Raw genomic sequence first — 23,768 nt, forward strand, 5'->3', positions numbered from 1 at the left:
ATCAGCCCCGCATCGCTTTGCCCTGCGGGTCATAGGGTGACGGCGCCACCACGCGGGCCGAACGTTCAACCCCAACCACGTGCACTGACAGATCGGTCCCCGGTTCGGCCTTGTCACGGTCGACCAGAGCCATGGCCAGCGACTTGCCGGTGTAATGCCCATAGCCGCCCGATGTGACAAAACCAACGCGCTCGCCCCCAGCCCAGACAGGTTCGTAACCACTTGCATCCGCATCTGCTGCATCCACTTCAAGCGTCACCTGAACCTGCGCCGGGCCATTGCCGTCTCGTTCGGCCAGCGCCGCCTCTTTGCCGACGAAATCCTTATCCCAGTCGATCCAGCGGTCCATCCCGGTCATTCCCGGCGTATAGAGCTGCGTGAATTCCGCCGACCAGATGCCAAAGCTCTTTTCAAGACGGGTCGAGAGCATCGCGTTGAAGCCGCATTCGCGGATACCTTCGTCAGCGCCTGCCTCCAGCAGCATGCGGCGCAGCTTGATATGGTCGCCATAGCGGCAGTTGATCTCATACCCTTTCTCGCCCGTCACTGACATCCGCGCGACGCGGGCGCGAACAAGGCCAATGTCAAAATCCCCGCAGCCCATGAATTTCAGGCCCGAGATCTCCTGTTCCGCCAGCTTTTCGACCACCGCTTGCGATTTCGGGCCAACAACGGCAAAGCCGCAATATTCCTCGCCCAGATCGCGGATGGTGACGCCATCCATCATGTGATCGTTAAACCAGCGCATATGCCAAGCACGCAAGTAGTAGCTGCCCATGATCCACCAGGTGCCATCGCCCCAGTTCAGCACGGTCAGATCACCCTTGAGCCGCCCATTCTCACCCAGCATCGGAGCCAGCTTGGCCCGACCCGGCGCGGGCAGTTTTGAGGCCATGACCTTGTCCAACCACGCCTCAGCATTCGGCCCCGTGACCTCGAACCGCGAAAAGCCCGAGATGTCCAGCAAGCCCACACCCTCGCGGATGACCTTGCATTCCTCGGCCACGATGTCATGCGCGTTCGAGCGTTTAAGCGTTGGCGTTTCCTCAAACCCTTTCGGCGCAAAATACAGCGGCACTTCGAGGTCCCAACTGACGCCCCACTTGCACCCGGCTTCGGTCATCGCATCATGCGCCGGGGCCATTTTCAGCGGGCGACCTGCGGGCAGTTGCTCGTTCGGATAGGTCATCACAAAGCGGCGCGAATAGAACTGCCCCGTGGTTTCACGGATATACCGCTTGTTCTGCGCGAAATCGCCAAAGCGGGCGACATCCATCGGCCAGGCATCGGCTTCGGGCTCACCATGGATCATCCACTCGGCCAGCGTTTTACCGACGCCGCCGCCCTGCAGGAAGCCCGCCATCACCCCACAGGCCGACCAATAGCCCCGCTTGCCCGGCACCGGCCCGACCAGAGGGTTCCCGTCCGGCGCAAAGGTAAACGCGCCGTTCACCCAAGTCTTGATGCCCACATTCTGGATCGAGGGATACCGCTCAAAGCCCAGCATCAATTCGTTCTCGATCCGGTCAAGCTGTTCCTGAAACAGTTCCTCGCCATAGTTCCAGGGCGCGCCGTCCATGGCCCAGTGTTCATGCTCGACCTCATAAATGCCGACCAGAACGCCCTTCTGGTCCTGCCGCATATAAGTGAACCCTTCCAGATCCACGGTCATCGGCATCTCGAAATCCGCCTGCGCCACTTCGGGCACCGTGTCGGTGATCAGGTAGTGGTGTTTCAGCGGAGAAACGGGCAATTCGACGCCCGCCATACGGCCTACTTGCTTGGCCCAGAGACCTGCAGCGTTAACCACATGTTCGCAGGTGATGGTGCCCTTGTCGGTCACAACCTCCCACCCATCCGCCGTCTGCGTCAGACTTTCAACTTTGGTTTCTTCGTAGTATTCCGCACCACGTTTCCGAGCGGCGGTCGCGTAAGCCTGCACGGTTCCGGTCGTGTCGATATAGCCCTCTCGATCCGCCCACATCGCACCCAGAACGCCATCGGTGGACATGATCGGGCAGCGTTTCTGCGCCTCTTCGGGCGACAGCAACTCGCAATCGTCAATGCCGATGGACTGGAAAATGCGATAGTTCGCCTGCAACCACTCCCACCGCTCGGGCGTGCCCGCCAGCGTCAACCCGCCGGTCATGTGCAGACCGATATTCTGACCCGATTCTTTCTCGATCTCACTCAGCAGGTCGATCGTATAGGCCTGCAGCGAAGCCATGTTCGGGTCCGCATTCAGCGCATGAATACCGCCCGCCGCGTGCCACGACGACCCCGAGGCCAGACGCCGCCGTTCCAACATAACCACATCGGACCAGCCGAACTTGGCCAGATGATACAGGACCGAGGCCCCCACAACGCCGCCCCCGATCACTACAACACGATACTGAGATTTCATCCTGCGCTCCCCTGCATGGCTCGCAAAGGACGCTAGTAGCACTGTTCACTTCTGTCTAGACATTTCTGTACAGTTCGTGATCTGACCGCGTTTACCCACAAAGCCACCTATAGCTGGGCGCTGCGGCGGTCCTGAATGGCGTCAAACCAGGCTTGGGTTGCCGTATGGCCGTCAGGGATGCGCATTTTGATGACACGCGCAAAATCGGTGAAGACAAAGGCTGTGACATCGGCCAGCGAAAATGCCTCACCGGCGAGGTAAGCGCTGTTGCACAGACGGTCTTCGAGCAGATCGAAGAATTGGCGCACCCGCGCGGCACCCCGCTGGGCCAATTCGGGTATCTGCGCATAGTTCACCGGGCCGGGAATGGCCCGGTCTTTGAACGCCGGATGCCTGTTGCGCAGCGTTTCCGCAATCGGCAAGCCGCCTTGTTGTTCGACAATTGCGTTCCACATCAGCACCAGCCCCTTCTCGTCCGGTGTCTGGCCCATCAACGCCGGCTCAGGAAACCGCGCTTCGAGATAGGCAGCGATCCCAAGATTTTCGGTCAGAACCCCGCCCTCATCGGTCACCAACACCGGAAGTGTCCCGCGCGGGTTCACGGCGCGGAACGCCTCGCCCAACTGCTCACCCTTGGCGATCGAAATGTCACGGGTTTCGATTTCAAGTCCCTTTTCGGCGATGAACATCCGCGCGCGACGCGGGTTCGGAGCGGTCGAGCAATCGTAGAACAGCATGAAAGAGCCTCCTTCAGGGGATTAGGCCCCGAAGGTTAGCGGCGCTTCCGGCGAAACGCCCAGCGTGACCCTACGGCATTTAACGCCGGTAGATGAAACAACGCCCTTCGACTGCGCCAGCAGGCAGCGGCAGTTCTGTCAGCGCGTCAAAATACATCCGGTCGCTGGACACCATCAACCCGCCCGGAGCCAACAGGGGTTCGATCAGAGGGGACACGAAACGCGCAAAAGCGTCATTCTTTTCCCGGTTATGCCCGCCCAGATCAGCGTGGATCAGGCTGGCAGATGCACCAAAGCGCTGGACAGATTCGGGCAGTGTCTCGCGCACATCGCCCAGAATCACCAGATCATCGGGCGGCGTCGAGTCGGGATGCGAAGCCACCGCGCGTTCGAATACATAGACCGGGCGGTCTTGTATGTGCTGAATCATGTGATGATAGGTGCGGCCATTGCCCAAGCCCAGTTCGAACACAGGCCCGGTCTGACCCGCCGTCTGCGCAATCGCAAAATCAAGACAGGCGCGCTGTGACACCATGCGATCGATGAACAGATCCAGTCGGCTTTGTTGCTGGGACACGTGCGAACCTCATTTATTGCCAGACAACCCTAAACGGCGTCGATCGCGCCTTAGATGACAAAATCTCAAGACTTTGTGTAGGTGCCCGTGGTGGCATTTCGTATTTCCGCGACGTTTCTGCGCAAGAAGGTGTTTGACTAGCCCGCCCGAACCGCGCGAAACTGCACAAAAAAAGTCAGGGAGTTCACTAAGCCGATGTTAGCAAGCGGCCAACCGGGTGGAATACCCGTATGAATGCGTTGTTGTCCGTCCGGAATCTAAGCATTGGTTTTGGCGCGGGCGAAGCCGTGGTTCAAGATGTGAACTTCGATGTTGCGCCGGGGCAGACGCTGGCCCTGGTCGGAGAATCAGGGTCGGGAAAAACAATTTCGTGTCGCGCGGCACTGCGGATTTTGCCGCGCACAGCGCAGATTCGCAGCGGCGCAATCACGCTGAATGATTCCAGCGGTACGGCGGACCTGACCAAGATCAGCGAAAAGCAGATGCGCGGCATTCGCGGCAACCGTATCTCGATGATCTTTCAGGAGCCGATGCGCTCGCTGTCGCCGCTGCACAAGATCGGCAATCAGGTCAGCGAAGTTCTGTGGCTGCATCGCGGCGCGTCCGAGGCGCAGGCCCGCAAAGAGGTTCTGACCCAGTTCGAACGTGTGGGCTTTCCCGATCCGGCGCGGGCCTATGACAGCTATCCGTTCGAGTTGTCTGGCGGTATGCGGCAACGGGCGATGATCGCGATGGCGATGGTTGCCAAACCCGAACTGCTGATCGCGGATGAGCCCACGACCGCGCTGGATGTGACCACGCAGGCGCAGGTACTGGGGCTGATCAAAGAACTGCAGCGCGAGACCGGCATGGCGCTGATCCTCGTGACTCATGATCTGGGCGTTGTGGCCAACATGGCAGAACAGGTCGTGGTCATGCACAAAGGCCGCGTGATGGAGGCCGGGCCCGCCGCCCCCATTCTGAACGCACCGGCGCACCCCTATACCAAACAGCTGTTTGATGCAGCGCCCGAGATTCCGGATCAGGATGCCGTCGGCCTGCCAATGCCCGACGAAGACCTGATCCTGCAGATGAAAAGCGTGTCAAAAACCTACACGATGCGCTCCAGCAAAGGGTGGCAGGCCGATAAGCTTATCCATGCCTGTCGCGGCGTCGACATGAAACTGGCGCGCGGCAAGACGTTGGCGATCGTGGGAGAAAGCGGGTCTGGCAAGACCACCGCTGCACGCATCGCCTTGGGCGCCGAACCACCTGATCCCGGCGGCGAGGTACTGTTCCGCACCGCACCCGATGCCGAACCAATCACAGTACACCGCATGACCCGCGCCGAGCGTACGGCGTTCCAGCGCAAAGCACAGATGGTGTTTCAGGATCCCTATAGCTCGCTCAGCCCACGGATGCGCATTCAGGACGCGATGACCGAGCCGCTGGAGATCCACAATCTGGGAACAACGACCGAACAGCGGGACAAGGCGGCGCAGATGCTTCAGCGGGTGGGACTGAATGCGGATATGCTCAAACGTTATCCGCACGCCTTTTCGGGCGGTCAGCGCCAACGCCTGTCGATTGCCCGGGCGATGATGCTGGACCCGGCGCTGATTGTCTGTGACGAGCCGACCTCGGCGCTGGATGTTTCGGTGCAGGAACAGATTCTGACCTTGCTGGAAGACCTGCAGCAGAGCCTTAACCTATCCTATCTGTTCATCTCACACGATCTGGCCGTTGTAGCCCGGATCGCCGATGAGGTCGCCGTGATGCGTCAGGGCCTTGTGGTCGAACAGGCCCCGCCAGAAACCCTATTCTACAATCCGCACCATCCCTACACCAAGGCATTGATCGCTGCCCAGCCTGAGCCCGACATCAACCGTCCGATCGACCTGAAACTGGTCGCACTCGGCGCAGGTTCGCCAGACAGTTGGGATGATGCCTTCCGATTCTCCGACTCCATGGTACCCTCGCTGGTAGAAATGGAGCCCGGCCATAAGGTACGTTGCCATGTTTGAGACCACTCACCGATTGTTTCTTGCCACGACGCTGGCCCTTGCCGGGATGTTACCCGCTGCGGCAGAAATCCCTTCGAATCTTCAAGAAAGCGCCTTTTGGCAATCCGAGGTTGACAATGGCAACCTGCCCCCGGCCGCCGAGCGTGTACCGCAGGAGCCGCTGATCGTGGATCTGGCCGCCAAGGGTCGTGAGTTCGGGACACAAGGCGGCACATTGCGAACGATGGTCACCCGATCCAAAGATATTCGGCAAATGGTCGTCTATGGCTATGCGCGCCTCGTCGGGTTCGACCATGAATACAACATTGTTCCCGATATCCTTGCGTCCTTCGAAAACGAAGGGAACCGCAAATATACCCTGAATCTGCGCCCGGGCCACAAATGGTCGGACGGTACACCCTTCACCTCGGAAGACTTCCGCTATTGGTGGGAGGATGTGGCCAATAACGCATTGCTCAGCCCGTCGGGTCCGCCGGACTTCCTGATTGTCGAAGGCAAACCTCCGGTCGTCAGCTTCCCTGATGAGACCACGGTGATCTTCGAGTGGGAAGACCCCAACCCCAACTTCCTGCTATCACTTGCTCAGGCACGACCACCCTTCATTTACCGGCCCTCGCAGTTCCTCAAGCAATACCATGAAAAATTCGCGGACGCCGAAGAACTGGCCTTTCAGGTCGACGACGCGCGCGTCAAAAGCTGGGCGGCACTGCACAACAAGCTCGATAACCTCTATAAGTTCGACAACCACGAACTGCCGACCCTGCAGCCCTGGCTGAACGCAAGCTCGGGCAAGAAGATCCGGCACAATTTCGTGCGCAACCCCTATTACCACCGCATCGATTCCAACGGCACACAGCTGCCCTATATCGACGTGGTCGAAATGGAAATCGTGGCACCGGGCCTTGTGGCGGCCAAGACCAACGCGGGCGAAAGTGATCTGCAGGGGCGCGGGCTGGCGTTCCGTGACGCTTCGATCTTAAAAAAGGGTGAGGCACAAGGCGACTACAAGACACTGCTTTGGAAAACCGGAGTGGCGTCGCAAATCGCCATCTATCCCAATCTGAACTTTGCCGATGACGGCTGGCGCGAAGTACTGCGCGATGTCCGGGTGCGCCGCGCCCTGTCACTGGCAATTGACCGCAAAACGATCAATCAGGCACTGTATTTCAAACTGGCCCAGCCGGGTGCGATGGCAGTTCTGCCAGCCTCACCCTACTATGACGAGGAAAACGCGCAGGCCTGGGCGCAGTATGATGTCGATATGGCGAATGCCCTGCTGGATGAGGCAGGCCTTGACCAACGCGACCCAAGCGGCGTCCGGCTGTTGCCCGATGGCCGCCCGATGGAGTTGGTGATCGAGACCGCCGGCGAGCGACAGGAGGTCGAGAACGCGCTACAGATCGTAACCGACACGTGGCGCGAGATTGGCGTCAAGCTGGTGATGCGGCCTTTGGACCGCGACATCCTGCGCAACCGCGTATTCTCGGGCAACACGATGGCGTCGGTCTGGTTCGGCTGGGATGATGGCATCCCGCAGAACCATACCTCTCCGGCTTATCTGGCGCCCACGGATCAGGTGTTTCTGGCCTGGCCGAAATGGGGCCAGTATTATCAGACCGGTGGTGATGCAGGCGAAGCGCCCGATATGCCCGAGGCCGAGCGCCTGATGACCCTTGCCCATGACTGGGAAATCGCCAGCACCGACGAAGAGCGCGAAGCCGCCTGGCGCGAAATGCTGGATATCCACGCCCAGCAACTTTACGCGATCGGCATCCTGAACGGCGCACCCCAGCCCATCGTCGTGTCGAACCGCCTGCGCAACGTGCCCGAACAGGCGATGTGGGCATGGGAGCCCGGCGCGCATTTCGGCATCCACCGTCCCGACGAGTTCTTCTTCGCCGACTGATCAGGAGCAGCTAAATGGTCATGCTGCGCTATGCGGTGTATCGCTTCTTCACGATGCTGCTGACTCTGTTGGTGGTGTCGGTCCTGATCTTCGTGATCATCAACCTTCCGCCCGGCGATTACCTCAGCAACCAGATCGCCGAGTTGCAGGCCTCGGGGCAATCCGCGGGTGTGGCGAAGGCTGAATTCCTGCGACAGGAATACTCGCTGGACCGCTCCTTGCCCGAACAATACCTGATCTGGATGGGCTTCTGGCCCGGCCCGCATGGGTTCGAAGGGCTGCTGCAGGGCAACTATGGCTGGTCCTTCGAATTCGACCGTCCGGTATCCGAAATCGTAGGGGATACGCTGTGGCTGACCGTGGTGGTCAACCTGGCAGCGATTCTGTTTGTCTATGCCGTAGCCCTGCCGCTCGGCGTTCTTGCTGCCGCGAAGTCGCGGACATGGATCGACTACACCTCGGCCTTTGTCGGCTATCTGGGTCTGGCCACGCCAAACTTTCTGCTGGCGCTAATCCTGTTTTACTACGGCCACCAGTATTTCAACCTGCCCATCGGCGGCCTTATGGACCCAAAATTCGAAGGCGAGCCAATGAGCTGGGACAAGCTCAAATCCATCCTGTTGCACCTTATCGTGCCGACCTTCGTGATCGGCACTTCGGGCGCGTCCGCAATGATGCAGCGCCTGCGCGCCAATATGCTGGATGAATTAGGCAAGCCTTACGTCGAAACCGCCATCGCCAAGGGCATGGCCCCGTCGCGTATGCTGACCAAATACCCCTTGCGCGTGGCCTTCAACCCGTTCGTGGCTGATATCGGCAACCTGCTGCCCTCGATGGTATCCGGCTCGGTGCTGGTGTCGGTCGTGCTGGGCCTGCAAACCATCGGCCCGACCCTGCTGACCGCGCTGAAAACGCAGGACCAGTTCCTGTCGGCCTTCATCCTGATGTTCGTGGCGCTGCTGACCCTGATTGGCACCATGATCTCGGACATCCTGCTGGTCATGCTGGACCCGCGCATCAGATATGAGGGGCGCGAGGCATGACTGACAAACCCGATGGCCGCTATGTCGACGATGCGCCTTTTGACCCGCAGGCGTCGATCCAGCAACTGGAGCGCGCCGATCTCGACGCGCCCAACTGGGTGCTGGTCTGGCGCAAATTCAAGACGCACAGGCTTGGTCTGATCTCGGGCATATTCCTGCTGCTGTGCTATCTGATGCTGCCCTTCGCAGGCTTCATCGCCCCCTACGGGCCGAACGACCGGAATGGCGAGCACCTCTATGCCCCGCCCCAATCCGTCAACTGGTTCCACGAGGGCAAGTTCATCGGCCCCTACGTCTATCCCATCGTGGCCGAGGCTGATCTGGAAACCTTTCAATGGAAGTTCGTCCCCGACACCGAGGACCCACGCCCGATCCGGTTCTTCTGCGAGGGATCCGAATACAAACTGGCGGGCCTGATCAAGTCAGACACCCACCTGTTCTGCGCCCCCGAAGGCGCCACGCTGTTCCTGTGGGGCTCGGACCGTCTGGGCCGGGATGTATTCAGCCGCATTCTCTATGGCGCGCAATTGTCGCTGACGGTGGGTCTGATCGGCATCTCGGTGTCCTTCTTCCTCGGCATCCTGTTCGGGTCAATGGCCGGGTATTTCGGGGGCCGCATCGACTGGGTCATCAACCGCGTGATCGAGGTTCTGCGCTCGTTGCCCGAACTGCCGCTTTGGCTGGCCCTGTCCGCCGCCGTGCCATCAAACTGGAGCCCCGTTGCGGTGTTCTTCATCATCTCGATCATCCTCGGTATCCTCGATTGGCCCGGCCTCGCCCGATCCGTGCGCGCCAAATTCCTGTCCCTGCGCGAGGAAGAATACGTGCGCGCTGCCGAGATGATGGGCGCAAGTTCGGGCCGAGTGATCCGCAAGCACTTGCTGCCGAACTTCATGTCCCACCTGATTGCATCGGCCACGCTGTCAATCCCCGCGATGATCCTTGGGGAAACCGCGCTCAGTTTCCTCGGCCTTGGCCTGCGGGCCCCTGCGGTCAGTTGGGGCGTAATGCTGAACGACGCGCAAAACCTCGCCTCGATCGAGATCTACCCGTGGACAGCCATCCCGATGCTACCGATCATCGTCGTGGTACTGGCCTTCAACTTCCTTGGTGACGGGCTGCGCGACAGCCTTGACCCCTATCAGCAATGAGCCTGCTTTCCGCCCTACCCGCGACCGACAGCTATCAGGTCAAAGGGGCCGGAGCCCGCCCCAGCGCCTTCGCGGTGTCCGAACTGGCCACGGCGAGCTTTGCCGCCGTGGGTCAGGAATTGGCACGGTTGATGGTGGCGACCAATCTGGCGGACAAACCACCAGAGATCGCTGTGGACCAACGCCTCGCGTCTCTGTGGTACGGTTTTTCCTTCAATCCCGACGGATGGAACATGCCCAGCCTGTGGGATGCGATTGCTGGCGACTACAAGGCCGCCGATGGCTGGATCAGGCTACACACCAACCTGCCCCATCACCGCGCTGCCGCGCTGAAGGTGCTGCAAGTCGCGGCGGACAGGGATGCCGTGACGCGCGCGATCAAGGACTGGTCCATCTTCGATCTGGAAACCGCCATCGTCGCCGAGGGTGGCGTGGCCGCCGCCATGCGCAGCCGATCCGAATGGCAGGACCATCCACAAGGCCGAGCCGTAACCCGCGAACCACTGATCGGCTGGCACGGCCCGCGCCACGCCACGCTGCGTGACAGGCCCGAGGCCACGGCGGCACGCCCGCTGGCCGGACTGCGCGTGCTTGACCTGACGCGGATTCTGGCAGGCCCCGTTTCAACCCGAACGCTCGCTGGGTTTGGCGCGGATGTGCTGCGCATCGACCCGCCCGGTTGGGATGAGCCCGGAGTGATCCCCGACATATCGCTGGGCAAGCGCTGCGCCTATCTGGACCTGAAAGGTGCGGAGGGTTTGGCGCAGCTGAAAGACCTGCTCGCCCAAGCCGACGTACTGGTGCACGGCTACCGTCCCGGCGCGCTGGACGCGCTTGGTCTGGACAAGGCCACGCGCGATCAACTGGCCCCCAACCGGATCGAGGTCACCTTGGATGCCTATGGCTGGCAAGGCCCCTGGGCTACGCGGCGCGGGTTCGATAGCCTTGTCCAGATGAGCGCCGGAATCGCCCATGCCGGCATGGAATGGGCCGGGGCCGACAAACCTACCCCGCTACCCGTACAGGCGCTGGACCACGCCACCGGCTACCTGATGGCCGCCGCCGTCCTCTCGGCTCTGGCCGAGGCCGCCTCGGGCCAAACCGTAATGGACGCGCGCCTGTCACTTGCCCGCACCGCCGAGTTACTGGCAACCCTCGCCAAAAGTAGCGCGGGTGAAGACATCACCCATGCGAATCCAGCAGACTACGGTAATGACACTGAGGCCTCAGGATGGGGCCCGGGCCACCGTCTGGAACCCGCCCTGACGGTTGGCTCTGCGGCAATGATCTGGCCGCTGCCCGCCAGCAAACTCGGAACCTCAGACGCAATCTGGGCCAGCCCCTCAACCTAGCGCAGCCGCCGCGCGGCACGCGCGGCCCGGCCCAACGCTTTGGGCGGTGTCGCGTCAGCGACGCAGATCAAAGGGGCGGGAGAGCGCCCTAGCGGTCGTCACCCCCACCCGGTCCGATATCGTCCAGATAATCCTCGTCAATCGCCGCCTGAACCGCACCCGTCACCGCCTCGCGCTGCTTGGGCGTCAGGTCCTCGGCCTCTTTGTCATCGGCCAGACGTACCGTGACCTCGCGGTGGGCAAAACGGATACCTTCGCGGGCGAAGAGCTCGCGGATGTCCTGATAAACCTTTTTGCGCACCAGCCACTGATCGCCGGGCTTGGTCATGAACTTCACCCGGATGATCATCGCAGAATCCTGCATCTCGATCACGCCCTGAGATTTCAGTGGCTGGATGAAATTGTCCCCGATCACCGGATCGCTCAGCAACTCCTGCCCCAGCTTCTTGATCAGCTTGCGCACCTTCTCGACATCGGTGTCATAGGTCACGCGCAGGGGCAGTTTCATGATCACCCAGTCGCGGGAATAGTTGGTCAGCACCTTGATCTCACCAAAGGGAATGGTGTTCAGCGCCCCAAGGTGATGCCGCAGTTGGAAAGACCGGACCGAGATCTTCTCGACCGTGCCTTTCACATCCCCGATATCGATGTATTCGCCCTTCCGAAACGCATCATCCATCAGGAAGAACGCGCCCGAGAAGATGTCCCGCACCAAGGTCTGCGACCCAAAGCCCACGGCCAGACCGACCACACCGGCACCGGCAAACAGCGGGCTGACGTTGATGCCCAGCTCCATGAGCACGATCAGCGCTATGGTCACCACAACCACCGCCAATATCGCCCCGCGGAACAGCGGCAGCAACGTTGCCAGACGGCTCTGCCCGCCTTCGCCGCCTTCATCCCCCAGCTCGGCCTCGGCCCCGCCATCGTCAGTTTCTTCGGCGATCTTGCTGTCGATCCAGACGCGAAAGAAATGGAACAGGACATAGCCGATGAACAGGATCACCATCACATCCAGAGCCCGCCCGACGGGCAAATCTTCGCTCCAGTTTGCCTGCGGGTTCCAGATCACCACCAGCGCATAGAGACCAACGACAAAGGCCAGTATCCCCGCAACCCGGCGGGCGAGGTCCTCGTAAGTCAGGATGGCGTATTTGCGCTTTTCAGCCTCGGGTGTCGGTGCCTCTGCGTCAGCGTCGCTCACTGCGTCCTGCGCATCCGCATTCAGCTCTTTGATCTGTCGATTGCGATCAAAATAGCGTTCAAGCAGATAGTTCATCGCGCCATACGCCACGACAACCGACATGAAAATTGCATAGCTGCTGGCCACAATCGGGACCGAGCCTTCGACCTCAAGCACCAGATCCACCGCCAGCTTGAACCAGCTGAACACCATGTAAAGGATCAGAACCGGTGCCCATGCAAACGAGATAAACCGTGATATCCACGAGACCTGATCCGGTGCTCGCCCACCCCGGATCGCATTGGAAATGGCCCGGGCGTTGAACAGAATCATCAACACATTACCCAGCGCCCCTGCCAGGGTCAGGCTGCCATAGACCATTGCATAGACGTTGTAATTCAACCCAAAATCCGCGACCCATGTCGCGAACAGCACCACCGAGATGTCATAGGTCGCAAGCGCCGATGCCCAAATATATAAGCGTTTTGCGTCCCGGTCGGAAAACGGAGGTAAGCGATACTGGCTAAGATAAGGCGACAAAACCATACGCCATAGGTCCGAAACCGTACGCGACAGGAAGAATGCTGCAAAAATCGCCGTGACCGTGAATTGAATCGAGATATCCTCGGCCTCACCAAAAAACAGATACCCCACGATCAGGGCCATGAGCATCGCAAACACGGTGCCCCCGATCCCCATCAGGAAGCGGAACACAAGGAATGGCATTTTCTCGCGATAGCCGTTCGGTTGTTCCTTGATCCGCGCCACGACAAAGCGCTTGGCAATGCGTTTGCCGTAGATTTCCGTGGACAGCCAACGCCCCAGCAGCAGGAACAGCACGTTCCACACCAGAACTTCGACATAGGTCTGAATGCGCCCGTCCGGGCTGGTCTGGCGCAGGATGTACTGAACTTCGAAAACGGAATAGGGCAGTGCCTCAAGCCGCGAACGCACCGACTCGCGGAAGTCGGAAAATCGCTCTTGCGCCTTCATCAATTGCGAGCCTTCGCCCATCGTGTCCGCTGCACCCGAACCGGTCGCTTCTGTGTCAGCGCCCGGGGTTGATACCACCTGACCCGCACTGTCGATCACGATGACGCTGGCGCCTGCTTCGGTTGCCGCCCTGATCGCAGCTGCCACATCGCCGTCGACCGAAGCGGCGCTTTCATCCTCGGTTCCAGTTGGATAGCCCGGGATCAGAGACTGCGCCGAAGCAGCCGTTCCGAGCGCGAGCGACAAGGCGAGGAACGCCAGAACAAGCCCGGCCACAAAAGTCTTCTTCATAGTTCGTTCCATCCAGATCGCGATTGCGCATGACACTACATAACCTCTGGGGTCGGTTCAAATCCCTGTGGCGCGTCAATGGGCGGCTGTGCTCTTGCAACATCTCCGGGGGATAAAGTGTTTTCAATCCAACGGAAATTGAATATGACAAACGTCGGGGATCACGGCGAAACCAACTGCTTTCCCCTTTGGCCTGCAAAAGGCCATCCGATGGCACCACGGCCGCGAAAAAGATGTTGCCAATTCGCCATGTTTGGCCAATTTGCACGCTGCTGGCTGGCCCTTTGGCAAGCGGGCGCTGAACATATAAGATAACAGGTGCAACAAACGCGCGGAGTTGCATCGGAACCGACACAGGCAAAGCATGAGCCTAGGAAAAGCACACGAAAAACACGGCCGCGCCCCGCGCATCCTGCTTTATAGCCACGACACGTTTGGACTGGGCCACCTGCGCAGGTCACGCGCGCTGGCTGCTGCGATTACGCAAGCCGATCCGCGGGCGTCCGCGCTGATTTTGACGGGCTCGCCCGTGGCCGGGCGCTTTACTTTCCCGCGTCGCGTCGATCACGTACGCCTGCCTGGGGTGACCAAACGCGCCGACGGCTCTTACGCATCGCAGACCATCGGCATGGGTATTGAAGAAGTGACCGAGCTCCGGTCGAGCCTGATCCAGACCGCGGTTGAGCAATTCGATCCCGATGTATTGATCGTCGACAAGGAACCCACCGGCTTTCGCGGGGAATTGCTGCCAACCCTCGAATATCTCGAGCATTCGTGTTCGACCAAACTGGTGCTTGGCCTGCGCGACGTGCTGGACGAACCCGAGGTACTGGCCGCCGAGTGGCATCGCAAAGACGCTGTTGCAGCAGCAGAAAGGTTCTATGACGAGATCTGGGTCTATGGCCTGCGCTCTGTCTACGACCCGACGCAGGGCCTGCCGCTGAGCCCGGCCACACAGCAGCGCATCCACTGGACAGGGTACCTCAGGCGCGATCTTGGACCCGTCGGCGAGCCACCCGAGCAACCCTATATCCTTATCACGCCGGGCGGTGGCGGCGACGGCAAAGCGATGGTCAACCTCGTGCTGTCGGCTTACGAAAAAGACCCAGACCTGTCGCCGCGCGCGGTTCTCGTCTATGGCCCGTTCCTGTCGGGCGAACTGCGCGAAGACTTCGAGACCCGTGTCGCCGCGCTGAACGGCAGGGTCACGGCTGTGGGTTTCGAATCTCAGATCGAAACGCTGTTTGCCGGAGCTGCAGGTGTGGTCTGCATGGGCGGTTACAACACCTTCTGCGAGGTTCTGTCATTCGACAAGCGTGCCGTCATCGTGCCGCGTACAACCCCGCGGCTTGAGCAATGGATCCGGGCGTCGCGCGCCGAGGATTTGGGGCTGGTTCAGATGCTGGATGAAAAACGCGACGGGTTGACCGCTGATGCAATGATCCATGCGATCCGCGAGCTGTCGAACCAGCCGCTGCCCTCACAGGCCATTCGCGCCGGATTGCTGGATGGGCTGAAATACGTCACCCACCGTATTGATGCCCTGCTGGGCGCGGAACAAGAGCGCGCCACCGGATGACCGCCCACGCGCCCAAGCTGGCGGTGTTGGTCAAAGGCTGGCCGCGCCTGTCCGAGACGTTCATTGCCCAGGAACTGGTTGCCTTGCAGGAAGCCGGGCACCTGTTCGACATCTGGTCTCTGCGCCATCCCACAGATACCAAACGCCATCCGCTGCACGACCGATTTCAGGGTCAGGTGCACTATCTGCCAGAATACCTGTACGACGAGCCGCAGCGGCTGCAGGCCGCCCGTCGGATTGCGGCACGTCTTCCCGGATACAGTCGGGCCTATGACGTCTGGCGGCAGGACCTGCGCCGCGATCCAAGCCACAACCGCATTCGCAGGTTCGGACAGGCCTGTGTGCTGGCCGCCGAATTGCCCGATCAAACCCGTGGGCTATATGCACATTTCATGCACACCCCTTCGTCGGTGGCGCGCTATGCCGCCATCATGCGAAATCTGCCATGGAGCTTTTCGGCCCATGCCAAAGATATCTGGACCTCGCCCGAATGGGAAAAACGCGAAAAGCTTTGCGCCGCGACCCATGGTGCCACTTTCGGCGCGACCTGCACGGCGATCGGTGCCACGCATCTTCGCTCGCTTGCGGATGACCCGACACGTGTTAACCTGATCTATCACGGGTTGGACCTGTCGCGATTTCCGCCCCACCCACAGCGCACGCCGCGCGCCACGACGGCACCGCTTCGGCTGCTCTCGGTCGGGCGCCTCGTCGAGAAGAAGGGCTTTGATCGGCTGCTTCAGGCTTTTGCCTTGCTGCCGGAAACACTGGACTGGCAGTGGATCCACATCGGAGGCGGCGCGCTGCGCGATACGTTGCAGGCACAGGCCGATGCGGCTGGGTTGACCCGCCGCATACGTTGGAAAGGGCCCTGTGATCAGCCCGAGGTGATCGCCGAAATGCGGCAAGCGGATGTGTTCGTCCTGCCCAGTCGCATCGCTGAGGACGGCGACCGGGACGGGTTGCCGAACGTGTTGATGGAGGCCGCATCGCAGCATCTGCCGATCCTGTCCACACCTGTCTCGGCCATCCCCGAATTCATCACCAGCGGTGAGCATGGCGTTTTATCGAAAGATGAGCCGACGGAATTGGCGGCAGCGATCACTGATCTTGCCACGCAGCCTGACAAAGCCGCGCGGATGGCACAGGCAGCCTATGACCGACTGATCGCAGAGTTTCAGATGGCACCCGGAATCCGGCGACTGTCGAAGCGGCTGCGCGCCCTCTGTGCGGATGATCTCTGATGGCGCAGATCGCCTTCTATGCGCCGATGAAATCACCCGACAGTGACACCCCCTCGGGGGATCGCGAAATGGCGCGCAACCTCATGACTGCAATCGCAGCTCAAGGGGACCGGGTTGAGCTGGCTTCGCAGCTTCGTATCTACGACAAGACCGGCAATGTGCAGTTGCAAGAGGCGCTTGAGGCCGAGGCAGCGATGGAAGTTGACCGGCTTGTCTCAGAACTGCCCGCGCAGACAAGCCTGTGGGTGACCTATCATAACTACTACAAAGCGCCCGATCTGCTGGGGCCGGCGCTGTGCCGGGCGCGCGGAATACCATATGTTCAGCTTGAAAGCACGCGCGCGACAAGCCGACTGAACGGGCCATGGGATCGCTTCGCCCGCAAGGCCCATGCAGCCTGCGACGCTGCGGACGTGATTTTCTATCACACGGCCAACGATCTGATCACTCTGCAACGGGAACGCTATGCTGATCAGCGGCTTGTCGAGATGCCCCCCTTCCTGCCAATCAACGCTTTGCCCAACGCCTCGACCCAAACGGGCCCGATGCTAACGGTTGGGATGATGCGGACAGGGGACAAGCTGGCCTCTTATGCGCTTTTGGCAGAAGCACTGACACAACTCTCGGCAGAGTGGAGGCTGGATATTGCCGGGGACGGCCCAGCCAGAGCCGAGGTCGAAAGTTTGATGTCCCCGTTCGGCGAACGCGTCAGGTTTCTGGGGCAGCTCGACCGCACCACGTTGCAGCAGGTCTACGGTCAGGCCTCGGTGCTGATCTGGCCCGGCTTCAACGAGGCTTATGGCATGATCTACCTCGAGGCGCAGGCCGCCGGGGTTCCCGTCGTGGCACAGGATCGCCCGGGTGTGCGCGATGTTCTATTGCCGTCCGACCACCCGACTGTTCAATCCGGCGCGATGGGTCTGGCAGCACGCATACAGACCTTTCTGACCGACCCGGATCTCTGCCGGACCGAGGGCGAACGCGCCCGGAGCTATATCGCCACGCGCCATCTTTTGCCCACGGCAACGAAAACCTTCTGGTCTGCGATCAGGCCCATGCTGGAGGATCGTCCATGAGCCGTTTGGCTTTGCTGCGTCACGGACATACCCACTGGAACCGAGCGGGTCGCATTCAGGGGCGCAGCGACATCCCGCTGGACGACGATGCGCGTGCCGAATTGTCCGGCTATCGCCTTCCCCCGCCCTGGGACGCGGCCTCGGTCTGGGCTAGCCCTCTGTCCCGGGCGGCGGAAACCGCCGCGCTGGTCTCAGGCCGCGCGCCCAAGACTGCGGATGCCCTGATCGAGATGAACTGGGGCGATTGGGAAGGGCAGCGCGGAGCGGACCTGGTCCGACAACCCGACAGCGGTTATCGACATATCGAGGACTGGAGCTGGGATTTCCGACCGCCCTCCGGTGAGAGCCCCGCCGAACTTTGGGCCCGCGTCGCGCCCTGGCTGCAGGCGCTTGAGCGTGACACGCTGGCCGTATGCCACATCGGCATCATGCGCGTGATCCTGGCCAAAGCCTGGGGATGGGACTTCGCAGGACCGGCCCCGTTCAAGATTAAGCGAAACCGATTGTATATTGTTGACCTGAGCGGTTTACAGCCCGAAGCAGAGCCGATCCGACTAATCCCGCGCGAGGGGCTTGCATGAGAGTCATGATCGCGGTCACGCATCTGCTGGGCACCGGCCACCTGAGCCGGGCGCTGACTTTGGGTCGCGCCTTTGTGCAGCAAGGACACCAGGTCTTTGTGGTGTCGGGCGGCATGCCCGCACCCCAGCTTGACGCAACGGGCATGACGCTGCTTGGGCTGCCGCCTCTGCGGTCGGATGGAACCAACTTCACACGACTGCTGACGCAAGACGGAACCGCAGCAGACCAGGATTACCTGAGCGCGCGCGTCTCGGCTCTGTCCGAAGCTCTGCGCCGTTTTCAGCCCGAGATATTCATCACCGAGCTCTATCCCTTTGGCCGCCGCGTCTTGGCTGCAGAGTTTCTCGCCGCATTGGAGATTGCGAAATCCCTGCCCAGCCCGCCGGTCATTCTGAGTTCGATCCGAGACATCCTTGCGCCACCGTCAAAGCCTGCAAAAGCCCAACGTGCCGACGAGATCATTGCCCGGTTTTACGACGGCGTGCTTGTTCATTCAGACCCCGGTATTGCGCGGCTGGAGGTCAGTTGGCCGGTGTCGCCCGACCTCGCCTCTAGGCTGCACTATACCGGGTTTGTCGCAGCGCCCGCGCCGCTTCCGCATCCCGATGGCGTTGGCCGGGATGAAGTCGTGGTGAGCGCCGGAGGGGGATCGGTGGGTCAACCGATCTTTCGCGCGGCCATCGAGGCCGCCCGAAAGATGCCCGACCGGCGCTGGCGCCTGCTGGTCGGGGGACAAGACGCACGGGCGCGCATTGCCGAACTGTCGGACACTGCCGGAACGACCCCCATAACAATCGAGCCGGTTCGACCCGACTTCCGCCAAATGCTGCCCCTAGCAGCAGCCTCAGTCAGCATGTGTGGTTACAATACCGCAATGGATCTTCTGCAAAGTGGCACTCCCTCGGTTCTAATACCATTTGACGATGGCAACGAGGTCGAACAAAGCCTGCGCGCGCAGAGCCTGACAAAGCTGTCCGGCATCGAGGTTCTGAGCAGCCATGAGCTGAGCGGCAGATCTCTGGCAAAGGCGGTCGCCCGTGTCTTGTCTGATCCCCCACGTGCGGCCATCACCCAGGGTTTCGACGGTGCCCGGCAAGCGGTAGAAATTGCAACCCAAATGGCAAGGACCAGACGATGACCCCGGATTGGCGGCCGCTGGAAACGGAATTCCAGCTTTGGCGCAAGGCAAATCTGACCCTGCCGCTTTGGTGGCGCGACGATGACGCCATAGCAGTCACACCCCAGCTTGAGCAGTTGGCCGCGCTCTCAGACGAGCTCGGACTGCCGGTACACCTTGCGGTGATCCCGCATATGGCTGAGGCCGAGCTTGCGGACTACGTTCGGTCTTTGCCTGCGTTGATCCCCGTCGTACATGGTTGGGCGCACCAAAACCATGCGCCTCGGCATGAGAAGAAAGCCGAGTTCCGCCTGCACCGACCTGTCGAAGCGATTGCCGCGGATGCGGCTGCAGGCTTGGATCGCTTGCAAATCTTGTTCGGCACCCGGCTGCGCCCGATGTTTGTTCCACCCTGGAACCGGATCGCGCCTGAGGTGGTCTCGTATTTACCCGATCTGGGCTACCAGAGTCTGTCGACCGCAACACCACGCAGATCCCGCCTGGCGGCGCCCCGGCTTGAGCAGATCAACACCCATCTTGACCCGATCGACTGGCGCGGTACGCGCGGGCTGGCCAGACCCGACGGCCTGATCGCGCAGACCGTCGCGATGTTGCAGGATCGCCGCGAAGGGCGAGCCGACAACACGGAACCGTTTGGTGTATTGACGCATCATCTGGTCCATGATCAGGACATCTGGAGCTTTACCAAAGACCTGCTGCAACGGCTGTGCGAGGGCCCGGGCGTTCCCTGGGTCGCAGAGCCTGACACCAAAACAGAAGGAACGTCCGAATGAGCAGACTTGATTCCATGCTGCGCCGTCTGACAGCCCAACGCGACGGGCTGAACTGGGCCGCTGCCAAGATCGAGGACTTGGAGGGCGAAGTGCTGGACATGGGGCTGGGCAATGGCCGCACCTATCATCACCTGCGTGAAATCCTGCCAACGCGCCGGATTTGGGTGATGGACCGGGCGCTGCAGTGTCATCCAGACAGCATCCCCCCAGCCGAGGATTTTCTTCAGGGTGAGGCTGAACCCATGTTGGAGCAACTGGCTGCCAAAGGCCCGACCATCATAATGGCGCACTATGATTTCGGGCGCGGCATCAAATCGGAAGATGTGGCAGAAGCCGCGCGTCTCAGCCCTTTAATCGCCAAGGTCATGCGCCCCGGAGGGCTACTGATCTCGGGTCAGCCTCTGGTGGGCTTCGACCAGATTTCCGGCCCGGACACGATCGCGCCGGACCGCTATCTGTTCTATCGCACGTAATCAGAAATCGGGGCGCAGGCCGAACGCCGGTCGCGGTATCCGGGCCTTCGATCCACTGACATCGCGGCCAGCGGTTTCGGGCGCTGTACCGCCATCCATGCAGGATTTGAGATCGGATTGGCGCAAATCGCCAGCATAAGGGCTACCCATCACCGTGGCAGCGGGCTATACGGCCACGCAAACCAGATCTCACACGAGGACCGCCATGAGCTTCGATCGCTCCGTCAAAATCGCACCCTCTATTCTGTCTGCGGATTTCGCCAATTTCGGGCAGGAAATTCAGGCCATCGAAGCGCAAGGCGCGGATTGGGTTCATGTCGATGTGATGGATGGGCACTTTGTGCCGAACCTCACCTTCGGCCCGCCCGCGGTCAAGGCATTCCGGCCGCACGTGAAGACGGTGATGGATGTGCACCTGATGATCGCGCCGGTTGATCCCTACATCCAGGCATACGCCGATGCAGGTGCCGACATCCTGACCGCCCATGTCGAGGCCGGGCCACACACACATCGAACCCTGCAGGCCATTCGCGGCGCCGGCATGAAGGCCGGTGTGGCGCTGAACCCGGGCACCCCGGCAGAGGCAGTTGAACATCTGCTGGATTTGGCTGATCTGGTGTGCGTCATGACGGTAAACCCCGGCTTTGGCGGCCAGAAGTTCATCGATATGACGGCCAAAGTGCATCGCCTGCGTGATATGATTGGCGATCGTCCGGTGCATATTGAAATTGACGGCGGAGTTGACCCCACCACCGCCCCCTTGGTGACGGCTGCGGGTGCCGATGTGCTGGTCGCCGGGTCTGCAGTGTTCAAGGGCGGGTCCGTTGCCAATCCCTCGGTCTACGGCGAAAACATCCGCGCTGTACGGGTGGCCGCAGAAAGCGCAGCAAAGTAGTCGCGGGCTCTCCCGCCAGTTGTCAGCGTTCCTGACGGAACGCCTCCTCCTGTTGGGCCCGGCATCGCGCTACGCGCGATGCCGGGCCCAAGTCCATAAGCGGTATTGGCGCAGCCAATATTGCGTGGACGCGGGAGACGCCCCGCTGTCGGATCATCCGGGTTTGTTCAGATCGTCAAAACTGCGGCCCTCAGCCACCAGTTGTTCCAGCAAGGGCGCAGGTTGCCAGAAATAGGCATCTTCTGTCGACCATTCGAGGATATCCTTCAAAACCTCAGGCAACCCCTGCAGGTCGGCCCATTTGAGCGGCCCGCCCCAAAAGCGGGGGAACCCGTATCCGTAGAGCAGCGCGACATCCACGTCCAAGGGCCTTCCCGCGATACCTTCACCCACGACCCGCGCCGCTTCATTCACCATTGCAACCATATAGCGGCGTACGATCTCGGCATCCGAGAAGCTGCGCGTGACAATCCCCCGCTCCGCCCTCTCTGCTTCGATCAACCGCATGACTTCAGGGTTCGGAGAGCCGCCGCGTTGTCCCGCCTCGTAAACATAGTACCCCTTGCCGGATTTCTGACCAAAATGCCCCGCCTCACACAGCTTGTCAGCGTAGAAGCTGTCTCGTGCCCTCGGGTCCAAACCGGCGGCGCGCTTGCGTTTGCGCGTGGCCCAGCCGATATCCAGACCGGCCAGATCCGAAACCGCAAACGGCCCCATCGCGAACCCGAACCCGGTCAGGGCCTTGTCAATCTGGAACGGAGACGCCCCATCCAGAACCATATGATCGGCGCAGGCACGGTAGGCGCTGAGAATGCGGTTCCCGATGAACCCGTCACAGACACCTGACCGGACCGAGACCTTACCCAAACGCTTACCCAATGCAAAACCGGTTGCAACCACCTCTGGCGCGGTCGGCTCTGCCACAACGATCTCAAGCAGTTTCATCACATGGGCAGGCGAGAAAAAATGCAGCCCCAGAACATCCTGGGGCCGGCTGATCGACCGAGCGATCTCGTTTATGTCCAGATACGATGTGTTGGTCGCCAAAATCGCCCCGGGCCTGCAAACCGCATCCAGTTGCGCAAAGACGTCTTTCTTCAGTTCCATATCTTCGAAAACGGCTTCGATCACGAGGTCCACAGTGCTCAGCGCGTCATAGTCGATCGCCAATACCAGCTTGCCATGCAAGATATCCTCACGCGCCTCCGGGCTCAGCTTGCCGCGTTTCACGGCACCGTTCAGCGTTCCCACGATCCGCTCTTTGGCCGCATGCGCGGCTTCGGTCGACCGTTCAAGCAAGGTGACCGGAAAGCCCGACAACAAAGCTGCGGCGGCGATACCCGCTCCCATTGTACCTCCGCCGACGACACCGATCTGGTGCAGGTCCCGCGGAGCGATACCCTCAAGATCAGGCAATTTCGACACCGCACGTTCCGCAAAAAAGGCATGGATCAGGCCCTTGCGCTGATCCGAGGCCATAAGCTGGTTGAACAACTCGCGTTCGCGCGCCTGCCCGGCCGCAAAATCCTCGGCCTCGCAGGCGGCCTGTACCGCGCGCACTGCTACGGCGGGCGAAAGCTGACCCCGCGCCTTCTTCAGCGTTTCTTCATAGGCGGCGTCAAAATTGATGGCTGCGGGTTTCGGCATATCGCAAACCGGGCGGCGCGGTGCATTGCTGTCGAGCAGTTCGCGCGCATAGGCCAAACCGATCTCGCGGGGCTCACCGTCCTGCACGCGATCCAGCACCCCCATCTCCAGCGCTTCGGGCGCGCGCACATGCCGCCCGGTCGTGATCATGTCCAAAGCTCTTTCAACACCGGCGACACGCGGAAGGCGCTGCGTTCCACCCGCGCCGGGCAGGATGCCAAGATTGACCTCGGGCAGCCCAACCTTGGCCGATGGCACCGCGATACGGTAGTGGCAGGACAAAGCCACCTCGAGCCCGCCGCCCAAAGCCGTGCCATGCAGAGCCGAAACAATCAGCACAGGCGAAGCCTCGATACGATCACAAAGGGCGGGCAGGAAGGGATCTTGCGGGGGTTTGCCGAATTCCCGGATGTCAGCACCCGCAAAAAATGTCCGGCCTTCGCCGTAGATTACGACCGCGCGGGCCGCCTCGGCCTCGGCGCGTTCTATCCCTTCCAGAATGCCCTTGCGCATATCTACGCCCAACGCATTCACCGGCGGGTTTTGAGCCGCCAGCACAGCGATATCGCCGATCTTCTCATAGCTGATCACCCCTGACATGCGCCTGACCTCTCTTCCTGCGTCGCCTGTTTGCCCAAGACTGAACCGGTCAGGCCGCGTATTCAAGTTTATTTTCGACCAACCGTTCGGTTTTTAAACCAGCACCCCGCTGACGCTTATG

The 23,768-nt window shown here is 60.9% G+C and carries 19 protein-coding genes; 13 read left to right on the top strand and 6 right to left on the bottom strand.

Features of this window, described 5'->3' with window-relative positions:
• Position 1: 1 nt before the first annotated feature.
• From ACR3EN_RS02210 to ACR3EN_RS02220, 3 genes are all read right to left on the bottom strand, one after another.
• Positions 2-2,404, bottom strand: a complete 2,403-nt coding sequence (locus tag ACR3EN_RS02210) for a GcvT family protein (protein ID WP_480819265.1) — start codon at positions 2,402-2,404, stop codon at positions 2-4.
• Between the two features lie 107 nt (positions 2,405-2,511).
• On the bottom strand, positions 2,512-3,141 hold the full coding sequence (locus ACR3EN_RS02215) for a glutathione S-transferase family protein (protein ID WP_480819264.1): 630 nt from the start codon (positions 3,139-3,141) through the stop codon (positions 2,512-2,514).
• Between the two features lie 79 nt (positions 3,142-3,220).
• Positions 3,221-3,718 carry a class I SAM-dependent methyltransferase gene (locus ACR3EN_RS02220; RefSeq protein WP_480870299.1) on the bottom strand — a complete coding sequence of 166 codons (498 nt, stop codon included), beginning with the start codon at positions 3,716-3,718 and terminating at the stop codon, positions 3,221-3,223.
• Positions 3,719-3,948: 230 nt separating this feature from the next.
• Here ACR3EN_RS02220 and ACR3EN_RS02225 point away from each other — a divergent pair, with 230 nt between their 5' ends.
• The 5 genes from ACR3EN_RS02225 to ACR3EN_RS02245 are packed head-to-tail and all read left to right on the top strand — an operon-like array spanning position 3,949 to position 11,173.
• Positions 3,949-5,721: an ABC transporter ATP-binding protein gene (locus tag ACR3EN_RS02225; RefSeq protein WP_480819262.1), complete on the top strand. Its 1,773-nt coding sequence runs from the start codon at positions 3,949-3,951 to the stop codon at positions 5,719-5,721.
• Positions 5,714-7,627 carry an ABC transporter substrate-binding protein gene (locus tag ACR3EN_RS02230; protein WP_480819261.1) on the top strand — a complete coding sequence of 638 codons (1,914 nt, stop codon included), beginning with the start codon at positions 5,714-5,716 and terminating at the stop codon, positions 7,625-7,627. Before ACR3EN_RS02225 ends, ACR3EN_RS02230 begins: the two co-directional genes overlap by 8 nt.
• Positions 7,628-7,641: 14 nt before the next feature.
• On the top strand, positions 7,642-8,670 hold the full coding sequence (locus ACR3EN_RS02235; RefSeq protein ID WP_480819260.1) for an ABC transporter permease: 1,029 nt from the start codon (positions 7,642-7,644) through the stop codon (positions 8,668-8,670).
• Complete coding sequence (locus ACR3EN_RS02240; RefSeq protein WP_480819259.1) at positions 8,667-9,821, top strand: ABC transporter permease; 1,155 nt, start codon at positions 8,667-8,669, stop codon at positions 9,819-9,821. Before ACR3EN_RS02235 ends, ACR3EN_RS02240 begins: the two co-directional genes overlap by 4 nt.
• A complete protein-coding gene (locus ACR3EN_RS02245; protein ID WP_480870302.1) occupies positions 9,818-11,173 on the top strand; it encodes a CoA transferase in 1,356 nt (451 codons plus the stop codon). Before ACR3EN_RS02240 ends, ACR3EN_RS02245 begins: the two co-directional genes overlap by 4 nt.
• Before the next feature lie 88 nt (positions 11,174-11,261).
• Here ACR3EN_RS02245 and ACR3EN_RS02250 read toward each other — a convergent pair whose 3' ends face one another.
• Entirely contained in the window at positions 11,262-13,640 is a 2,379-nt protein-coding gene (locus tag ACR3EN_RS02250; RefSeq protein WP_480819257.1) for a mechanosensitive ion channel domain-containing protein, read from the bottom strand.
• 364 nt (positions 13,641-14,004) lie between these two features.
• On the opposite strand from ACR3EN_RS02250, the gene ACR3EN_RS02255 reads away from it, so the two are divergent.
• The 7 genes from ACR3EN_RS02255 to ACR3EN_RS02285 are packed head-to-tail and all read left to right on the top strand — an operon-like array spanning position 14,005 to position 20,505.
• Positions 14,005-15,219: a glycosyltransferase family protein gene (locus ACR3EN_RS02255; RefSeq protein ID WP_480819256.1), complete on the top strand. Its 1,215-nt coding sequence runs from the start codon at positions 14,005-14,007 to the stop codon at positions 15,217-15,219.
• Positions 15,216-16,463 carry a glycosyltransferase family 4 protein gene (locus tag ACR3EN_RS02260; RefSeq protein ID WP_480819255.1) on the top strand — a complete coding sequence of 416 codons (1,248 nt, stop codon included), beginning with the start codon at positions 15,216-15,218 and terminating at the stop codon, positions 16,461-16,463. The genes ACR3EN_RS02255 and ACR3EN_RS02260 overlap by 4 nt, the downstream gene beginning before the upstream one ends.
• A complete protein-coding gene (locus tag ACR3EN_RS02265) occupies positions 16,463-17,539 on the top strand; it encodes a glycosyltransferase family 4 protein (protein ID WP_480870306.1) in 1,077 nt (358 codons plus the stop codon). The genes ACR3EN_RS02260 and ACR3EN_RS02265 overlap by 1 nt, the downstream gene beginning before the upstream one ends.
• Positions 17,536-18,120 carry a histidine phosphatase family protein gene (locus ACR3EN_RS02270; RefSeq protein WP_480819253.1) on the top strand — a complete coding sequence of 195 codons (585 nt, stop codon included), beginning with the start codon at positions 17,536-17,538 and terminating at the stop codon, positions 18,118-18,120. Before ACR3EN_RS02265 ends, ACR3EN_RS02270 begins: the two co-directional genes overlap by 4 nt.
• The gene (locus ACR3EN_RS02275) at positions 18,117-19,259 is read left to right on the top strand and encodes a glycosyltransferase family protein (protein WP_480819252.1); all 1,143 of its coding nucleotides are present in this window, start codon (positions 18,117-18,119) and stop codon (positions 19,257-19,259) included. The genes ACR3EN_RS02270 and ACR3EN_RS02275 overlap by 4 nt, the downstream gene beginning before the upstream one ends.
• Positions 19,256-20,032 carry a polysaccharide deacetylase family protein gene (locus ACR3EN_RS02280; RefSeq protein WP_480819251.1) on the top strand — a complete coding sequence of 259 codons (777 nt, stop codon included), beginning with the start codon at positions 19,256-19,258 and terminating at the stop codon, positions 20,030-20,032. Before ACR3EN_RS02275 ends, ACR3EN_RS02280 begins: the two co-directional genes overlap by 4 nt.
• On the top strand, positions 20,029-20,505 hold the full coding sequence (locus ACR3EN_RS02285) for a class I SAM-dependent methyltransferase (RefSeq protein ID WP_480819250.1): 477 nt from the start codon (positions 20,029-20,031) through the stop codon (positions 20,503-20,505). Before ACR3EN_RS02280 ends, ACR3EN_RS02285 begins: the two co-directional genes overlap by 4 nt.
• On the opposite strand, the gene ACR3EN_RS02290 is transcribed toward ACR3EN_RS02285, so the two are convergent.
• Positions 20,506-20,655, bottom strand: coding sequence for a hypothetical protein (locus ACR3EN_RS02290; protein WP_480843255.1), 150 nt, complete (start codon positions 20,653-20,655; stop codon positions 20,506-20,508). It abuts the gene before it with no gap.
• Between the two features lie 55 nt (positions 20,656-20,710).
• Between ACR3EN_RS02290 and rpe the strand changes: the two genes are divergently transcribed.
• On the top strand, positions 20,711-21,400 hold the full coding sequence (gene rpe / locus ACR3EN_RS02295; protein ID WP_480819249.1) for a ribulose-phosphate 3-epimerase: 690 nt from the start codon (positions 20,711-20,713) through the stop codon (positions 21,398-21,400).
• 153 nt (positions 21,401-21,553) lie between these two features.
• Here the strand turns inward: rpe and ACR3EN_RS02300 are convergent, their stop codons facing one another.
• On the bottom strand, positions 21,554-23,647 hold the full coding sequence (locus tag ACR3EN_RS02300) for a 3-hydroxyacyl-CoA dehydrogenase NAD-binding domain-containing protein (protein WP_480819248.1): 2,094 nt from the start codon (positions 23,645-23,647) through the stop codon (positions 21,554-21,556).
• Between the last annotated feature and the right edge of the window lie 121 nt (positions 23,648-23,768).

The sequence above is a fragment of the Ruegeria sp. G7 genome, from assembly GCF_056535465.1.

What these genes read in the sequence shown, in the direction of transcription:
- ACR3EN_RS02210 (WP_480819265.1), bottom strand. Translation starts at nt 2,404, where the DNA reads ATGAAATCTCAGTATCGTGTTGTAGTGATCGGGGGCGGCGTTGTGGGG.
- ACR3EN_RS02215 (WP_480819264.1), bottom strand. Translation starts at nt 3,141, where the DNA reads ATGCTGTTCTACGATTGCTCGACCGCTCCGAACCCGCGTCGCGCGCGG.
- ACR3EN_RS02225 (WP_480819262.1), top strand. Translation starts at nt 3,949, where the DNA reads ATGAATGCGTTGTTGTCCGTCCGGAATCTAAGCATTGGTTTTGGCGCG.
- ACR3EN_RS02230 (WP_480819261.1), top strand. Translation starts at nt 5,714, where the DNA reads ATGTTTGAGACCACTCACCGATTGTTTCTTGCCACGACGCTGGCCCTT.
- ACR3EN_RS02235 (WP_480819260.1), top strand. Translation starts at nt 7,642, where the DNA reads ATGGTCATGCTGCGCTATGCGGTGTATCGCTTCTTCACGATGCTGCTG.
- ACR3EN_RS02240 (WP_480819259.1), top strand. Translation starts at nt 8,667, where the DNA reads ATGACTGACAAACCCGATGGCCGCTATGTCGACGATGCGCCTTTTGAC.
- ACR3EN_RS02245 (WP_480870302.1), top strand. Translation starts at nt 9,818, where the DNA reads ATGAGCCTGCTTTCCGCCCTACCCGCGACCGACAGCTATCAGGTCAAA.
- ACR3EN_RS02250 (WP_480819257.1), bottom strand. Translation starts at nt 13,640, where the DNA reads ATGAAGAAGACTTTTGTGGCCGGGCTTGTTCTGGCGTTCCTCGCCTTG.
- ACR3EN_RS02255 (WP_480819256.1), top strand. Translation starts at nt 14,005, where the DNA reads ATGAGCCTAGGAAAAGCACACGAAAAACACGGCCGCGCCCCGCGCATC.
- ACR3EN_RS02260 (WP_480819255.1), top strand. Translation starts at nt 15,216, where the DNA reads ATGACCGCCCACGCGCCCAAGCTGGCGGTGTTGGTCAAAGGCTGGCCG.
- ACR3EN_RS02265 (WP_480870306.1), top strand. Translation starts at nt 16,463, where the DNA reads ATGGCGCAGATCGCCTTCTATGCGCCGATGAAATCACCCGACAGTGAC.
- ACR3EN_RS02270 (WP_480819253.1), top strand. Translation starts at nt 17,536, where the DNA reads ATGAGCCGTTTGGCTTTGCTGCGTCACGGACATACCCACTGGAACCGA.
- ACR3EN_RS02275 (WP_480819252.1), top strand. Translation starts at nt 18,117, where the DNA reads ATGAGAGTCATGATCGCGGTCACGCATCTGCTGGGCACCGGCCACCTG.
- ACR3EN_RS02280 (WP_480819251.1), top strand. Translation starts at nt 19,256, where the DNA reads ATGACCCCGGATTGGCGGCCGCTGGAAACGGAATTCCAGCTTTGGCGC.
- ACR3EN_RS02285 (WP_480819250.1), top strand. Translation starts at nt 20,029, where the DNA reads ATGAGCAGACTTGATTCCATGCTGCGCCGTCTGACAGCCCAACGCGAC.
- ACR3EN_RS02290 (WP_480843255.1), bottom strand. Translation starts at nt 20,655, where the DNA reads ATGGGTAGCCCTTATGCTGGCGATTTGCGCCAATCCGATCTCAAATCC.
- rpe (WP_480819249.1), top strand. Translation starts at nt 20,711, where the DNA reads ATGAGCTTCGATCGCTCCGTCAAAATCGCACCCTCTATTCTGTCTGCG.
- ACR3EN_RS02300 (WP_480819248.1), bottom strand. Translation starts at nt 23,647, where the DNA reads ATGTCAGGGGTGATCAGCTATGAGAAGATCGGCGATATCGCTGTGCTG.